Source organism: Marinobacter sp. NFXS9 (genome assembly GCF_040148665.1).
Classification (GTDB): domain Bacteria; phylum Pseudomonadota; class Gammaproteobacteria; order Pseudomonadales; family Oleiphilaceae; genus Marinobacter_A; species Marinobacter_A mangrovi.
Window position 1 is genome coordinate 459,112 of the sequence record NZ_JAGDDW010000001.1, and the last position, 15,331, is coordinate 474,442.

Consider the following 15,331-nt stretch of genomic DNA (forward strand, 5'->3'; position numbering starts at 1 on the left):
AGGCCCCGTCTCTGGTATCCTGCTCGCCTTCCATTCATCTGCCGCCCAGAAACTTTATGACCCTGACCGAAACGCCACCGGCCACCGATCCCGAAAGCCTCAAAGCCCGTGCCCAGACGGTGCTGCACGACACCTTCGGTTTCGAGGATTTCCGGCCGCTCCAGGGCGACGTGGTCGAGGCGTTGCTGCAGGGCGAAGACGCCCTGGTACTGATGCCCACCGGCGGCGGTAAATCGCTTTGTTACCAGGTGCCGGCCGTGGTGAGGCCGGGTGTGGGCATTGTCATATCTCCGCTGATCGCACTGATGCAGGATCAGGTGGCCGCATTGAACCAGGCCGGAATTCGCGCTGCCTTCCTGAATTCCACCCAGTGGCCGGACGAAGCCCGGGATATCGAGAATGCGCTGGTCCAGGGAGAACTTGACCTGCTCTACTGCGCGCCGGAACGGTTGCTCCAGCCGCGCATGCAGCAGTTATTGCACCAGGCGCCGCTGTCCCTGTTCGCCATCGATGAAGCGCACTGTGTGTCCCAGTGGGGTCATGACTTCCGGGAAGACTACCTGTCCCTGGACATGCTGGAGCGGGAATTCCCGGCTGTTCCCCGGATCGCCCTGACCGCCACGGCGGATGAGCGCACCCGCAAGGAAATCGCCGAGCGTCTGCATCTGACCGACGCCCGTCACTTCGTCAGCAGCTTCGATCGACCCAACATCCAGTATCGAATCGCTGAGAAAGACAATGCCAACAAACAGTTATTGGCATTTATTAAAGAGGAACATCAGGGCGACTCCGGAATCGTCTATTGCCTGTCGCGCAACAAGGTGGAAGCTACTGCCAAGATGCTGAGCGACAAGGGCTATGCGGCACTGCCCTACCACGCAGGTTTGCCGGCGGATACGCGAGCCGCGCACCAGGAGCGATTCCTGCGGGAAGACGGCATCATCATTGTCGCCACCATCGCCTTTGGCATGGGGATCGATAAACCCGACGTGAGATTTGTCGCCCACCTCGATCTGCCCAAAAGCATCGAAGCCTATTACCAGGAAACCGGCCGCGCGGGACGAGATGGCGCGCCTTCCAATGCCTGGATGGTCTACGGCCTGCAAGATGTGATCAAACTGCGGCAAATGCTGGAGTCCTCGCCGGGCAACGATCAGTTCAAGCGCGTCGAGCGTCAGAAGCTGGATGCGATGCTGGGGCTCTGTGAGGTGGTGGACTGCCGCCGTCAGGTTCTGCTGCGCTACTTCGGCGATGAACTGCCGGACCCTTGCGGTAACTGCGACACCTGCCTTGAGCCGCCGAAAACCTGGGACGCCACAGTGGCCGTGCAGAAAGCGCTGTCCTGCGTGTTCCGTACCGGCCAGCGATTCGGCGTCAACTACCTGATCGACGTGCTGCGCGGTGCCGATAACGAACGCATCCGCAGCATGGGGCACGACAAGGTCAGCACCTTTGGCATTGGCGCCGATATGTCAGCCCGGCAATGGAAGAGCGTGTTCCGGCAATTGGTGGCCAATGGCTCGTTGCAGGCGGATGCCGAAGGCTACGGCGCGCTCAGCCTGACCGAACACTGCCGCCCTCTTCTGCGGGGCGAAGAAACGGTCTGGCTGCGCCAAGATCCGGAACGCAAGAAAACCAGCAAAGGCAGCGCCAGTGGCAGCAAACGCCAGCTGGTGGTCAGCGATCCCGATGGCTGGGAAAAACTCCGCGCCCGCCGCAAGGAGCTGGCCGACGAACAGGGCGTCCCTCCTTACGTGATCTTCCACGATGCCACCCTGCTCGCCATGCTGGACCAGAAGCCCCGGGATCTTGAGGCCATGGGCGAAATCAGCGGTATCGGCGCCGCGAAGCTGGAAAAATACGGCGAGAAGTTTTTAGAGGTGCTTGGGACGCTGGACTGAGCTTTACCTGGCAATCCTGCGTGGGCTGACTGTAGGTTGGGCTGACGCAGGAAGCCCAACAAATCATGTCCAGGCATCTCAATATTTCCGGATTGCGCGCCGCTCTGAGGCACCATCCATTTCTGGCGACTGGCCACAACCGTCGGGCACTGGCTTCGTTTTTGCGAAAACGCCTGTTGGGCTTCCTGCGTCAGCCCAACCTACGGGTGACCAATGGCTTGCTCAAATCCTTTCTTGCGCACCCGGTAATGCGCTACTGAACGGGCGACCAGGGTGCCGGATTCGTCTTTCAGTTCGCCTTCCAGCGTAAAGGCCGCCCGGCCGGTGGTGTCCGCATCCGCCTGGATCGCTTGGCGTGTGGTTTCGGACATGTTCAATTCAATGGTCACGTCACTGTTGGCTGGTTCCAGAAATTGCAGCGACATCTCCTTGAGGATGGGGATGTACTCCGGTCCCAGGTCAAAGAGCGTCATCACGCCGCCCGGAATTTCCGCCACGAGGAAATAGGCGCCGGCGTAGAGGCTGCCAAAGTGATTGCGGTTACCCTTGAGCGCAATGCGCGCCCGCACATAACCCCGGCTGACCGCCTCGACACGGAACCGATTGCGGGTGGCGAATGGAATCGACAATCCCACCAGCCGGTTCACCATCCGCATGCCGCCATGGCGCTGCAGCCAGTTCAATGGTTTTTCCAGGCCCGCTTCCGGATCCAGGCCGGCCAGCCAGTCGCCGGTCATGGCTATCAGTCGATTTCGCATGGCGCCTTCCCTCCCAAAGTGAACCGCAGATTCCCAAAATGGGACCCGGGATACAACATTTGTCATCATTTAATGTTTCACTGGCATCCGTCGCGGCCAAAGCCGCTACACTGACAGAAGTGGTACCGCATAGGACGTGCTGTGTTGTTACGCCGAGGATTCTCATCGGGGGCTGACCAGGCAGAGCCCCTGGCCCTTATCCGCCATATCCTGATCTCGCTTTGCCGGGGCTGCCTGGTTGCCGCATGCCTGATGCAGCCGGTTGCCGCATCCCCGTCAGACGAGCACGCCGAAGCAGAACCACCTCAACAGATTATCCTCTGGTACCGCAACTACGACAGCCCTGCGATACACGCGCTGCTGGATCTGGCGCTGCAAAAGACTCCGGAATATGGCCTCTACACGATCGTGCGCAGCCCGGAAATGAATCAGGGGCGAGCCCTGAGGGAATTGGCGAGCGACCGTTCGCGCTCCGTGCAGGTGGCCAATGTGGCGACGACGCCGGAACGGGAAGACAACCTTCTCGCCGTCACCATCCCGATTGATGGTGGCCTGCTGGGATACCGGGTGTGCGTGACGACGAAGGACATGCTACCCCGATTCAAGGGCATCACCCGGCTGGCCGATGTTCGGGAGCGCCGGATCCGGTTTGGTCAGGGGCGCCACTGGCCGGACACCAAGATCCTGGAAGCCAACGGGCTGGACGTGGTCACTCATCCCGGCTTTGAAAACCTGTTCGATATGCTGGAAGGTGGCCGTTTCGAATGCTTCGCCCGGGGTGTCAGTGAGGTGTACTACGACCTGAAGCTGCGGTCGGACAAGAACCTGGTCATTGAGCCCACGCTGCTGTTTACCTACACCATGCCGAACTACTTCTTTGTGGGGCGAAGCGACTTCGGCCTGGCGGTCCGGATCCAGCTGGGTCTGGAGCGTGCCATTGCCGACGGCAGCTTTGCCGATTTCATGCACGCCTACTACACCAGGCCCGTCCAGGCCTTACACCTGTCCGACCGCCATGTGTTCCATCTGGGCAACCCCTGGTTACCAGGCGGGATGCTGGGCATTGGGAAGGATGTGCTTCAGAACATGAAAGTCAGGATCCAACTGGGCGAGGAACCGGTTTCCCGGGCCTCGCCCATTCAGTGACCATTCGGCCCCGGATCAGACCTTGAACCGTTCCACGTTGTCCTGAAGGGACTGGCCGATCTCGTCGATCTTGCCGCTGTAGATGTCGTTCTCGCTGGTTGCGGCAGCCGCCTCCTGCCCCTTGTCCGCAATGCGATTGATGGAGGCGTTCAGTTCTTCGGTTACCGAGGTCTGCTCCTCAGAGGCCGTGGCGATCTGCGTGGTCATGTTGCTGATGGATGTGATGGCCTCGGCGATCCGGTTCAGTGAATCCATCGCGTCCTGGGCCTTCTCCATGCTGACGTTGGACACGGCGCGGGACTCCTGCATCACGTTGACCGCGTTATCCGCCCCCTTCTGCAGCCGCTCGATCATGGCGTTGATCTCTTCGGTGCTGTCGTGGGTGCGGCGGGCCAGGTTGCGCACTTCATCCGCCACCACGGCAAAGCCCCGACCGGCATCGCCGGCGCGGGCGGCTTCGATGGCGGCATTCAGGGCCAGCAGGTTGGTCTGCTCGGCCACGTCCTGGATGACTTCCAGGATCGTGTTGATCTGGGTGACGTCCTTGCCCAGGGTTTCGATCACTTCAGCCGCTTGGCCGATTTCGGCAGCCAGACGCTCGACGGCGTCACGGGACGCCTTCACGGTTTCCTGCGTGGATTGGGCGTCCTGATCCGCGGTATTTGAGGCATCCGCGGTTTGCTGGGCGTTCTGGGCGATTTCGTTGGCGGCCGCCGACATCTCGTTGATAGCCGTGGCCACCATATCGATCTCGGTTTGCTGGCTCTCCACGCTGTTGCGGGACGCGCCGGCGGTCTGGCGCAGCGACCCAACGGCGTCGCGCAGTTCGATCGCGCCCCGCTGGACATCCCGCACCACAGTCTGCACGTTGCCGATAAACGCGTTGAAGCTCTCGGCGGTCTGGCCGAACTCGTCATGGCTATCGACGTCCAGGCGCTGGCTCAGGTCCGCATCGCCGCTGGCGATGTTCTTCATCGCGTCACGCAGGTTGCGAACGGGCTTCATCAGCACGCGCACGCCGATGTTGAGCAGGATCAGCGTCACGATAATGCCAACGATCGCAACGATGGTGCCGGTGACCCGGGCAGATTGCACCGGCGCCATGATCTTGTCGTCATTGGCGAAGGCACCGAGGTACCAGTCGACGCCCTGGGCACCCTTGATCGCGTGGAAGCTCACGCGCCAGTCGGCATCCTTGATGGTGTAGGTGTGGGAGCTGCCATCCAACTGCGGCGCACCGCCAATCAGCTCGTTGATTTTTTTGCCGACCAGTTTCCTGTTGGGATGATAGAGAATCACGCCCTTGTCATTGATCAGCGTGGCGTAACCGGTATCGGCGAGGGTCACCGGGGACAGGATGTGCTCGATGGTTTCCAGCGTGATGTCACCGCCGGCCACGCCCTTGAAGGTGCCCGATTTCACCGGGGCCACCGTCGAAATAATCATGTTGCCGCTACTGACGTCCTGGTAAGGCTCTGTGAACGTGCCAGTGCCGCCGGACTGGCCCAGTTTGTACCAGGGGCGTACGCGGGGATCGTAATCGTCGGGCAGCGTAGCGTCATCGGCCGGCGTCTTCATCAACATGTAGCCGTCTGCACGCCCGACGTATACGTTCTCAAAACCGCCACCCTGGGTGGCCGATTGCAGAATGGCCCGGGCTTCATCCTCGCCGTCCACCTGGCGCAATGCGCTGGCGGCGCCTTCGGTAATCGCCAACCGGCTGTTGAGCCATTCGGCAATACTCGCCGTGCTTTGTGCAATGGAATCGTCGATCAGCGCATTGACGTAGGTGTCCGTCGTCGACACCAGGCGGCGGTCGCCCATGACGGCGTAGATGCTTACCACAAGGATGAGAAGGATGGCGACGGCTGTCAGCAGTTTCTGGCCGAATGACATACTGCGCATGGAAGGGGTCCCCGATCTGAGCGTTGGAATTTGAGTTATTGCCCTTCCCTGGTTTGTAGCAGCGACTGCAAACAAGGGACTCCTTGGAGCAAGGCCAGGATTCCCCATCGCATCCAGCGCCGGCGGCGCCTACACCTCCAATGGCGACCGCTCTTATCTAAGAGATCGGCCGGCGGTGTCTTAACTTTAGTTAAGTCTTCAGGGAAGCGTTAAGTATTTGGGAGTGGGCCAGGCAGAACGCACGGCCGGAGGGGAAGGATGCCGGCACCTTCTATGGTGCCGGCATGAGCCACGTCAGACATTAAACCGTTCGACGTTGTCGTGCAGCGTGCGACCGATGTCGTCGATCTTGCTGCTGTAGACATCGTTGTCGCTCGCCGCGCTGGCTGCTTCCTGCCCCTGCTCGGCAATGCGGGTGATGGAACTGTTCAGCTCTTCGGTGACGGAGGTCTGCTCTTCGGACGCCGTGGCGATCTGCGTCGTCATGTTGCTGATGGCGGTAATGGACTCGGCGATCCGGTTCAGCGCGTCCATTGCATCCTGCGCCTTTTCCATGCTCACGTTGGAAATGGCCCGGGAGTCCTGCATCACGCTCACGGCGTTATCCGCGCCCTTTTGAAGCCGTTCGATCATGGCATTGATCTCTTCAGTGCTGTCGTGGGTCCGGCGTGCCAGGTTGCGCACTTCATCGGCAACGACGGCAAATCCGCGCCCTGCCTCACCAGCGCGGGCGGCTTCAATAGCGGCGTTCAGCGCCAGCAGATTGGTCTGCTCGGCCACGTCCTGGATGACGTCCAGAACGGTATTGATCTGGGCGACATCCTTACCCAGGGTCTCGATCACATCCGCTGCGCTGCCGATGCCCGACGACAGGCGTTCGACGGCATCGCGAGAGGCCTTGACCGTCGTCTGGGTCTCCTTGGCATCCTTGTCGGCGGCGCTGGAGGCATCGGCCGTCTGCTGGGCGGACTGGGCAATTTCAGAGGCTGCTGCGGACATTTCATTGATCGCGGTGGCCACCATGTCGATTTCCGACTGCTGGCCTTCCACGCTGTCGCGGCTGGCCCGAGCGGTCTGGCGCAGCGAGCCCACGGCATCACGTAGCTCAATAGCGCCGCGCTGGACGTCCCGAACCACGCCCTGGACGTTGGTGATGAAGGCGTTGAAGCTCTCCGCGGTCTGGCCAAACTCGTCGCCGCTGTCCACGGACAGGCGCCGGGTCAGGTCGGCGTCGCCGCTGGCGATGTCCTTCATCGCATCCCGCAGGCTGCGGACGGGCTTCATCAAGGCGCGCACGACCAGGTGCAGCAGGACCAGCGTGACCAGGATGCCAATCACGGCCACGATCGATCCGGCCAGTCGCGCGTCCTTCACCGGTGCCATAATCAGGTCGTCATTGGCGAAAGACCCCAGGTACCAGTCCACGCCGCGGGCGCCCTCGATGGGATGGAAGCTGACCCGCCAGTCGGCGCCGTCCAGGGTGTATTCGTGGGAGGAACCATCCAGCGACGGCTGGCTGCCCAGCAGCGACTTGATGTTCTTGCCGACCAGCTTGGCGTTCGGGTGGTAAAGGATCGTGCCTTTGCGGTTGATCAGCGTGGTGTAACCGGTGTCGGCCAGGGTCACTGACGACAGCAGGTGGTCGATGGTTTTCAGTGTGATGTCACCGCCGACGACACCCTCAAAAGCGCCGCTTTTGACCGGCGCCGCGGCGGAAATAATAATGCCGCCGTTGGTCACGTTCACAAACGGCTCGGTAAAGGTGCCCTGGCCATTCTGGCGGGCCAGCTTGTACCAAGGACGCGTGCGCGGGTCGAAGTCGTCCGGCAGCGTGGCGTCGCGGGCTTCGGTCGGCATCAGCATCGAGCCGTCGGCGCCACCGACATACACGTCGTTGAAACCGCCGCCCCGGGTGGCCGTCTGCAGTAGCGTGCGGGCCTGGGCTTCGTTTTCCACGTTGCGCAGCCCGTCGGCGGTGGCTTCCACCATGTCGAGTCGGCCATTGAGCCATTCAGCGATACTGGCCGTACTCTGGTTGATTGAATCGTCGACCATCGCCTCCACATAGGTGTCCGTGGTCTTCACAAGGCGGCGATCGCCCATGATGGCGTACACGCTGATCACGACGATCAGCAGGACGGCAACGGCTGTCAGCAGCTTTTGGCCGAATGACATACTGCCCATGCGGACATTCTCCTGGTTAGCACAACAGATTGAGCGCCGGTAGGCCGGTGAGGATTCCCGGCCCTGCGGATCACGCGAGCAGCCCGGAATTGGATGGCCAGCAGGATACCGCAAGGCCTGATGGCGATCTGTTATGCTAAACCCTTATTGATCGCCCTTTTTTGTAACCCTTTGCAACACGCTTATACAGCCGGGAGATGCCTCGATGGCTCACGAAGAACTGCACCTCAATCTCCGTAACCTGACCGACGACGACTATCCTCAGCTCAAGGCGCTGATGGATCTTGTCTACGACGACATTGGCGGCGCCTGGCCGGAAGACACGATCAAGGAACTGGTGGAGCAGTTTGCCGACGGGCAGATCTGCATCGAAGACAACGGTGAATTGATCGCCGTCGCCCTGACCGTCTGCGTCAACTATGAGCGCTTCAGCAACCCGCACACGTACGACGATCTGATCCTCAAGAACGAGCGCATCTGGCACAACGATGACGGGGACGCGCTGTACGGATTGGATGTGTTCATCCATCCGGATTATCGGGGTTACCGCCTGGGCCGGCGTCTCTATGAGGCGCGTAAGGAGTTGTGTCGCTCCCGGAACTTCCGCGCCATCCTGGCGGGCGGCCGGATCCCCAACTATTACAAGTTCTCCGATCAGTTCACCCCGGCGGAATACATTGAACGGGTCGATCGCAAGGAGATCTACGACCCGATCCTGACCTTCCAGCTTTCCAACGATTTCCAGGTCACCCGACTGATGCACAAGTATCTTCCGGAAGACCAGAAATCAATGGGTTATGCCACACTCCTCGAGTGGAATAACATCCTGTATACGCCGCCGGCCCCGGTCCTCAAGACGCGCAAGACCCAGGTGCGCATGGGTGCGGTCCAGTGGCAGATGCGGGAATTCACGTCCGTGGATGAAGTGCTCAAGCAGGTGGAATACTTCGTCGATGCGCTGTCCGACTACAAGAGCGACTTTGCCCTGTTCCCGGAGTTCTTCAACGCGCCGCTGATGGGTCTGACCGACCAGCTCGACCAGACCCGCGCCATCCGTTTCCTGGCCGGGTTCACCCAGCAGTTCCGGGACCAGATGTCGGAGATGGCGGTCAGCTACAACATCAACATCATCACCGGCTCCATGCCATTGCTGGACAACGACCGGCTGTATAACGTGTCCTACCTGTGCCACCGGGATGGCCGCGTGGACGAGCAGCGCAAGATCCACATCACGCCGCACGAACGCCGGGACTGGGTCATTGAAGGCGGCAACCAGTTTGAAGTGTTCGAGACCGATGCCGGCCGGGTCGCCATCCTGATCTGTTACGACATCGAATTCCCCGAGCTGGGCCGGATCGCCGCCGCCCAGGGTGTCGACATCATCTGCGTGCCCTTCTGGACCGACACCAAGAACGGTTACCTGAGGGTGCGTCATTGCGCCCAGGCCCGGGCCATCGAAAACGAGTGCTATGTGGTGATTACCGGCAGCGTGGGCAACCTGCCCAAGGTCGAAAACCTGGACGTCCAGTACGCCCAGTCATCGGTCTTCTCGCCGTCGGACTTCGCCTTCCCTCACGATGCGGTGATGGCGGAAACCACGCCCAACACCGAGATGATCATGTTCTCCGATATGGACCTGGAAAAACTGACGCTGGTGCGTGACGAAGGTTCGGTCACCAACCTGAAGGATCGTCGTACGGATATGTATTCCGTGTCCAAGACCTCGGACCAGTAAAACCCCGGGCCAGCTGCAGGCGACGTGGCACAAAATGTCACAAATGGTTACCATGCGTCTGCATCTGGCCCCTTACGACACCTTGTAAACTTGAACAAGACGTCAAAAAGTTTAATGTACAAGGCTGATCACGTTGCCATATTGCCCGTCGCTGACTACAGTTTGAGCAATATTGCAGGTGAAAGGCGTCAGTCGAGGGTGCGATCGAACGCAGTCGATGCCCATTGAAGGTGCCGCCGGGGAACCCCGACGGTGCGAACCTGTCTTCAACCGGTAGTAGATTTTGCCGGAACAGCGGTTTTGCCCATGGATCGAATGGATCTCACAAGCACACAGCCCCTGCCCGACCTGACGGCACGCTTTCGCTTCAAGAAAGGCCTGTTCAGGAAGGAACTGATCGAATCCCGTATTTTCGGACTGGACGAATACGGCTGCATCCTGAAAACAGACAAAGTCTTCGAACCCGGCGACACCCTCCAGTTCGACCTCGTCATGCAAATGCCGTTCGACAACATCGAAGCGGAAGGCCTTCAGGGACTGGTCGTTGAGGTGAGAAAGCACTGTAGCAATTTCTTCTATTCCATTGATTTTGCAACCTCGCAGACCCGCACCGACGCGGATCTGCGCGGCAAATTGGGTCGCATTCAGGAAGTGCTCGAGCGCAAACAGTCGTTGCGCTCAAGGCGCAGTCAGAGTGGCTCCGGCGCCACGCAACTGGCCTGATCGTACAGGGATTCTGGACAAAACCCGTGGCAGATTGATGGCGCCACAGGCAATCCGGACAGACAGGGAAAGGGCGTCACACTCCCCCAATCCTGCTTTAAGATTTGAGCGTAACCCCCTGACGGGAAACGCATCGAAACACCGCAGTCATCAATAAACCAGAGCAAACGGGGAATGAACCATGGCCAAGAAAGAAAAGGCAGGTGTCGATAAACTGGTGAAGAAGGTCAACAAGGAATTCGAGAAGACCTCCACCCAGATCGAAAAACTCATCAACGACGCATTCAAGCAGTTCGACGCCCTGCAGAGTCAGGTCCAGGAACCGATTCGCAAACTGCTGGATGAAGTGGAAAAGCTCCGTGAGCGCGAGATGAAGCGCTTCAACGAAGAGCTGGATCGTCGCCTGAACGAATTCCACGAACTGCAGCATCACCTGCTCGAGCGCGTAGGTCTCGCTTCCAAGGAAGTGAAACAGACCACCGCGAAGGTCGCCGACAAGACGCAGGAAACCGCTGCGAAGGCAACGCCGCCTGCTGCGAAAACCGCGGCGAACAAGGCTGCCAAGACCGCCAAGACGACCACCAAGAAGGCCACGACCAAGCCAGCGGCCAAGAAGCCCGCCGCCAAAGCCTCGGCGACCAGCAAGGCCTCCGCATCCAAGGCGCCCGCCGCTAAAAAGGCCGCCGCACCGAAGAAAGCCGCAGCCGCCAAGACGGCCACCGCCAGTAAACCGAAAGCCGTGAACGAAAACGACCTGACCAAGGTCAAGGGCATCGGTCCGGCGACAGCCAAGAAAATGCAGGCCAAAGGCATCACCTCCATCAAGCAGATCGCCGATCCGTCCGCCGAGGAAAAGGAGAAGATGAAAGAGTTCTCCACCATGCGCGGTTACGACACCTGGTCTGCCGAGGCAAAGAAGCTTCTCTCCTGATTCGAATACCGGGGGACGATCACTGCGCCGTCCCCCAGCCTTTCCCCTTCGCGTTGATCCGACCCGAGCGCCGTCCGGCGGTTCTCGTCAAACGTCTGTCTGCGTATCATACGCAACCGTTTGTCTTGTCAGAGGTTGAATGATGCGCTCTCCCGAGCAACCCGTCCTGCGCGATATCGTCCTGATCGGCGGTGGCCACAGCCACGTCGGCGTATTGCGACGGTTTGCCATGAAGCCGGTGCCAGGCGTTCGACTGACCGTGATCTGCCGCGACACGCATACCCCCTACTCCGGCATGTTGCCGGGTTATGTGGCCGGCCATTACGACTATGACGACGTACACATCGACCTGCGTCGACTGGCTGAGTTTGCCGGCGCCCGCTTTTTCCGGGATGAGGCGCTGGGCATTGATCGACCGTCCCAACAGGTGCTCTGCCGCAATCGACCGCCGGTGCCCTATGACCTGCTGTCGATCAATATCGGCTCCGCACCGGGACTGGGCGATGTGCCCGGGGCCGATCAATACGCCGTCCCCGTCAAACCTATCCACGATTTCAACAACCGCTGGCAGGCCCTGCTTGAGCGTTGCGAGCATCATCAGGGGCCGCTGTCGATTGCCGTCGTCGGTGCCGGTGCCGGCGGCGTCGAGCTGATCCTCGCCATGCAGTACCGCCTGCGCCAGGTGTTCAAGTCCCTGAACAAGGATCCGCGCCAGTTGCGCTTCCACCTGTTCGACGCCGACAGCACGTTGGTGCCGACGCATAACGCCCGGGTTCGCGCTCGGTTGGAAAGCGTGGTCCGGGACCGCGGCATCCGCCTTCACCTGGGCGATCCCGTGGTCAAGGTGAGCGCCAACCAGATTCGTACCGCCGGCGGCAGCTCGCTGGCCGTCAACGAAACCCTCTGGGTCACCCGGGCCGGCGCGCCGGACTGGTTGAAAACGACGGGACTGGCGCTCGACGAGGACGGCTTTATCCTTACCCGGGACACACTGCAAACCGAAACCGACGACCGCATCTTCGCGGCCGGTGATATCGCCCACGTCTCCGAACATCCCCGGGAGAAGGCCGGCGTATTTGCCGTGCGCCAGGGCCGGCCATTGGCGGATAATCTGAGACGAATTGCACTCGGACAAACACCCAGGCCGTTCCATCCTCAACGCCACTGGCTGGCACTGATCAGCACCGGCGACCGCTACGCCATCGCGTCCCGGGGCGCCCTGGGATTCGGCGGCCGATGGGTCTGGCGCTGGAAGGACCGGATCGATCGCCGCTTCATGGCCCGCTTTAATGATTTGCCTGCAATGGCGGAAGCGGCGCAGCAGCCCGATACCTCGGCCGCGCTGAACGACGAGGATGCCGCCCAGGCGATTTCAGCGTTGGCCATGCGGTGCGGCGGTTGTGGTGCCAAGGTGGGCAGCACCGTCCTGTCGCGTGCCCTGGCCCGGATCCAACCCGTTGAACGTGATGACATCCTGGTGGGTCTGCATTCACCCGATGATGCCGCCGTACTCGCGGTTCCCCACGGCAAGGCGGTGGTCCAGACCATCGACTTCTTTCGCGCGTTCATCGACGACCCCTATGTGTTCGGGCGCATTGCCGCCAACCACAGCCTCGGGGATATTTTCGCCATGGGCGCCGAGGCCCAGAGCGCCACGGCCATCGCTACGGTGCCGGCAGGGATCGAGTCCAAGGTGGAAGATCTGGTGTTCCAGATGATGAAAGGCGCCGTGGATGTCCTCAACAGTGCCGGCTGCGCCCTGGTTGGCGGGCACACCGGTGAAGGGCTGGAGCTGGGACTGGGCTTTGCCGTCAACGGTCTGGTCGACCCGGATGCCATCCTGCGCAAGGATGGCCTGCGACCGGGCAACGTCCTGATCCTGACCAAACCGCTGGGCACCGGCACCCTGTTTGCCGCCTACCCGCGGCTCAAGGCCCGCGGACGCTGGATCGACGGCGCCCTGGCGCAGATGCAGGTGTCCAACCAGAGAGCCGCCCGGTGTCTGAAAGAATTTGGAGCCACGGCCTGCACCGACGTCACCGGCTTTGGATTGCTGGGGCATCTGGTGGAAATGACCCGGCCGTCCGGCGTCGATGCGGCACTGGATCTGCTCAGCCTGCCCCTGCTGGAAGGCGCCGAAGAGACCTTGAAAGACGGCATCCTGAGTTCGCTGCAACCCGCCAACGTGCGATTGCGGCGGGCAATTAGCAACCAGGCCGAGAAAGCGGATGATCCCCGCTACCCGATCCTGTTCGACCCGCAAACCGCTGGCGGGCTGCTCGCCGGAGTGCCAGCGGACCAGGCCGAGGAATGCCTGGCCGCCCTGAAAGAGCGGGGGTACGGGCAGGCGGCGATTGTCGGAAACATTCTCGAGGCGGGCGATGAGCTGGCGCCCATTCGCCTCGTGTAAACGCGCAGGATGCACCAGGCGGAGTGCTTCAATCCCCTGCAGTAAGGCGGTATTCTTGCGCACCCAGAACCCAATGCCGGGGCGAAGCCCGGCGAACCAGGCATCGACGGAGAAAACAACATGCTGAAACAGATTCGACGGGCGTTACTGCTGTCCCTGGCACTGGTGGCCCCGGTCATGGCGGACACCTTTGTCTTTACCGCGATTCCCGATAACGACGAAACCCGACTGCGTGAGCGCTTCCAGAGCGTAGCCGACTACCTGTCCGAACAGCTGGATGTGGACGTACGTTACGTACCGGTGAAAAGCTACGCCGCGGCCGTGTCCGCCTTCCGCAACAACCAGGTACAACTGGCCTGGTTCGGCGGTTTGTCCGGCGTCCAGGCCCGGCAGCTGGTGCCCGGCTCCGAAGCGATTGCCCAGGGCAAGGAAGACACCCAGTTCATCACCTATTTCATCGCCCACAAGAGCACCGGCCTGGAGCATTCCGACACGTTGCCCAAGGCGATCAAGGGCATGACCTTTACCTTCGGCTCCAAAGGGTCCACTTCCGGTCGCCTGATGCCGGAATACTACATTCGCCAGACCTTCGGCGAAGCACCGGAAGACGTCTTCAGTCGCGTCGGTTTCAGCGGTAACCATTCCCGCACCATCCGTCTGGTGGAATCCGGCACCTATCAGGTGGGCGCCGTGAACTACGCCGTCTGGAACAGCGAACTGGACGCCGGCAAGATCGACACCGACGCGGTCAAAGTCATCTGGGAGACCCCGTCTTACCAGGACTACCAGTGGACCATCCGCGGCGACGTCAACGAGCGTTTCGGCGAGGGCTTCAAGGAGAAGGTCAAGCAGGCGCTGCTCAATATGGACGATCCCGAGCTGCTCAAGAAATTCCCGCGCTCTGCCTTTATCCCGGCCAGCAACTCGGATTACGACTCCATCCGCGAAACCGCCAAACAGATCGGAATCATCGACTGATGGATGCCGTCCACCTGCGCAACCTGACGGCCGCCTACGGTGGCCAGCAGGTCCTGGGTCCGATCTCGCTGGACATTCGTCCGGGCGAGCACATTGCGCTGGTCGGCGGCAGCGGTGCGGGTAAATCAACGCTGCTCAACCTGCTGTACGAACAGGTGCGGGACCGGGCAGCGCTGGTGCCCCAGGAGCAGGGGCTGGTCCAGTCCCTGCCCGTTTTCCATAACGTCTATATGGGGCAGCTGGCCGCGCACTCGCGCTGGTACAACCTGCTCAACCTGGTGTGGCCGCGACGGCGGGAACTCCGGGCCATCGAACCTTTGCTGGAAAAGCTCGGCATCCAGGAAAAACTGCGTATGCCGGTGGCAGCTCTGTCTGGCGGCCAGAAACAACGCACGGCGATTGCCCGGGCCCTGTTCCAGAACGCGGAGATCCTGTTGGCGGACGAACCGGTGTCCGCGCTGGACGGTCCGCTCGCCCACGTCGTCATGGGCCTGATGACCGAGTCCTACGCCACCTCCGTCGTGGCGCTGCACGATATCGACCTGGCCCTGCGCTACTGCGATCGCATCATCGGCATCCAGAACGGCCAGATTGCACTGGACGACATGACCCGACGCCTCACTCCCAGCGATATCCTGCCGCTCTACTAGGAGACGCCCA

At 61.0% G+C, this 15,331-nt stretch carries 11 protein-coding genes; 8 read left to right on the forward strand and 3 right to left on the reverse strand.

Features of this window, described 5'->3' with window-relative positions; translation table 11 throughout:
• Positions 1–56 precede the first annotated feature (56 nt).
• Positions 57–1,901 (forward strand): DNA helicase RecQ, encoded by a 1,845-nt coding sequence (recQ, locus tag J3364_RS02000; protein ID WP_349556270.1) that lies wholly within the window; start codon positions 57–59, stop codon positions 1,899–1,901.
• A 200-nt stretch (positions 1,902–2,101) separates the two neighbouring features.
• Here the strand turns inward: recQ and J3364_RS02005 are convergent, their stop codons facing one another.
• Positions 2,102–2,659 (reverse strand): DUF4442 domain-containing protein, encoded by a 558-nt coding sequence (locus tag J3364_RS02005; RefSeq protein ID WP_349556272.1) that lies wholly within the window; start codon positions 2,657–2,659, stop codon positions 2,102–2,104.
• Between the two features lie 141 nt (positions 2,660–2,800).
• Between J3364_RS02005 and J3364_RS02010 the strand changes: the two genes are divergently transcribed.
• Positions 2,801–3,805: a transporter substrate-binding domain-containing protein gene (locus J3364_RS02010; RefSeq protein WP_349556274.1), complete on the forward strand. Its 1,005-nt coding sequence runs from the start codon at positions 2,801–2,803 to the stop codon at positions 3,803–3,805.
• 15 nt (positions 3,806–3,820) lie between these two features.
• Here J3364_RS02010 and J3364_RS02015 read toward each other — a convergent pair whose 3' ends face one another.
• The gene (locus J3364_RS02015) at positions 3,821–5,710 is read right to left on the reverse strand and encodes a methyl-accepting chemotaxis protein (protein WP_349556276.1); all 1,890 of its coding nucleotides are present in this window, start codon (positions 5,708–5,710) and stop codon (positions 3,821–3,823) included.
• A gap of 294 nt (positions 5,711–6,004) precedes the next feature.
• Complete coding sequence (locus J3364_RS02020) at positions 6,005–7,894, reverse strand: methyl-accepting chemotaxis protein (RefSeq protein ID WP_349556278.1); 1,890 nt, start codon at positions 7,892–7,894, stop codon at positions 6,005–6,007.
• 205 nt (positions 7,895–8,099) lie between these two features.
• On the opposite strand from J3364_RS02020, the gene J3364_RS02025 reads away from it, so the two are divergent.
• The 6 genes from J3364_RS02025 (at position 8,100) to J3364_RS02050 (ending at position 15,321) form a co-directional block, all read left to right on the forward strand.
• Entirely contained in the window at positions 8,100–9,629 is a 1,530-nt protein-coding gene (locus J3364_RS02025; RefSeq protein WP_203140990.1) for a bifunctional GNAT family N-acetyltransferase/carbon-nitrogen hydrolase family protein, read from the forward strand.
• 306 nt (positions 9,630–9,935) lie between these two features.
• On the forward strand, positions 9,936–10,352 hold the full coding sequence (locus J3364_RS02030; protein WP_349556280.1) for a hypothetical protein: 417 nt from the start codon (positions 9,936–9,938) through the stop codon (positions 10,350–10,352).
• Between the two features lie 181 nt (positions 10,353–10,533).
• The gene (locus J3364_RS02035; RefSeq protein WP_349556282.1) at positions 10,534–11,283 is read left to right on the forward strand and encodes a helix-hairpin-helix domain-containing protein; all 750 of its coding nucleotides are present in this window, start codon (positions 10,534–10,536) and stop codon (positions 11,281–11,283) included.
• Positions 11,284–11,422: 139 nt separating this feature from the next.
• Positions 11,423–13,693: a selenide, water dikinase SelD gene (selD, locus tag J3364_RS02040; RefSeq protein WP_349556284.1), complete on the forward strand. Its 2,271-nt coding sequence runs from the start codon at positions 11,423–11,425 to the stop codon at positions 13,691–13,693.
• Positions 13,694–13,813: 120 nt separating this feature from the next.
• Complete coding sequence (locus J3364_RS02045) at positions 13,814–14,671, forward strand: putative selenate ABC transporter substrate-binding protein (protein ID WP_349556286.1); 858 nt, start codon at positions 13,814–13,816, stop codon at positions 14,669–14,671.
• Positions 14,671–15,321 (forward strand): phosphonate ABC transporter ATP-binding protein, encoded by a 651-nt coding sequence (locus J3364_RS02050; protein WP_349556287.1) that lies wholly within the window; start codon positions 14,671–14,673, stop codon positions 15,319–15,321. The genes J3364_RS02045 and J3364_RS02050 overlap by 1 nt, the downstream gene beginning before the upstream one ends.
• The last annotated feature ends 10 nt before the right edge of the window (positions 15,322–15,331 follow it).

Excerpts from the sequence above, each read along its gene's own strand:
- J3364_RS02035 (WP_349556282.1), top strand. The coding sequence starts at position 10,534 with ATGGCCAAGAAAGAAAAGGCAGGTGTCGATAAACTGGTGAAGAAGGTC.
- selD (WP_349556284.1), top strand. The coding sequence starts at position 11,423 with ATGATGCGCTCTCCCGAGCAACCCGTCCTGCGCGATATCGTCCTGATC.
- J3364_RS02025 (WP_203140990.1), top strand. The coding sequence starts at position 8,100 with ATGGCTCACGAAGAACTGCACCTCAATCTCCGTAACCTGACCGACGAC.
- J3364_RS02050 (WP_349556287.1), top strand. The coding sequence starts at position 14,671 with ATGGATGCCGTCCACCTGCGCAACCTGACGGCCGCCTACGGTGGCCAG.
- J3364_RS02045 (WP_349556286.1), top strand. The coding sequence starts at position 13,814 with ATGCTGAAACAGATTCGACGGGCGTTACTGCTGTCCCTGGCACTGGTG.
- J3364_RS02015 (WP_349556276.1), bottom strand. The coding sequence starts at position 5,710 with ATGCGCAGTATGTCATTCGGCCAGAAACTGCTGACAGCCGTCGCCATC.
- recQ (WP_349556270.1), top strand. The coding sequence starts at position 57 with ATGACCCTGACCGAAACGCCACCGGCCACCGATCCCGAAAGCCTCAAA.
- J3364_RS02020 (WP_349556278.1), bottom strand. The coding sequence starts at position 7,894 with ATGGGCAGTATGTCATTCGGCCAAAAGCTGCTGACAGCCGTTGCCGTC.
- J3364_RS02005 (WP_349556272.1), bottom strand. The coding sequence starts at position 2,659 with ATGCGAAATCGACTGATAGCCATGACCGGCGACTGGCTGGCCGGCCTG.
- J3364_RS02030 (WP_349556280.1), top strand. The coding sequence starts at position 9,936 with ATGGATCGAATGGATCTCACAAGCACACAGCCCCTGCCCGACCTGACG.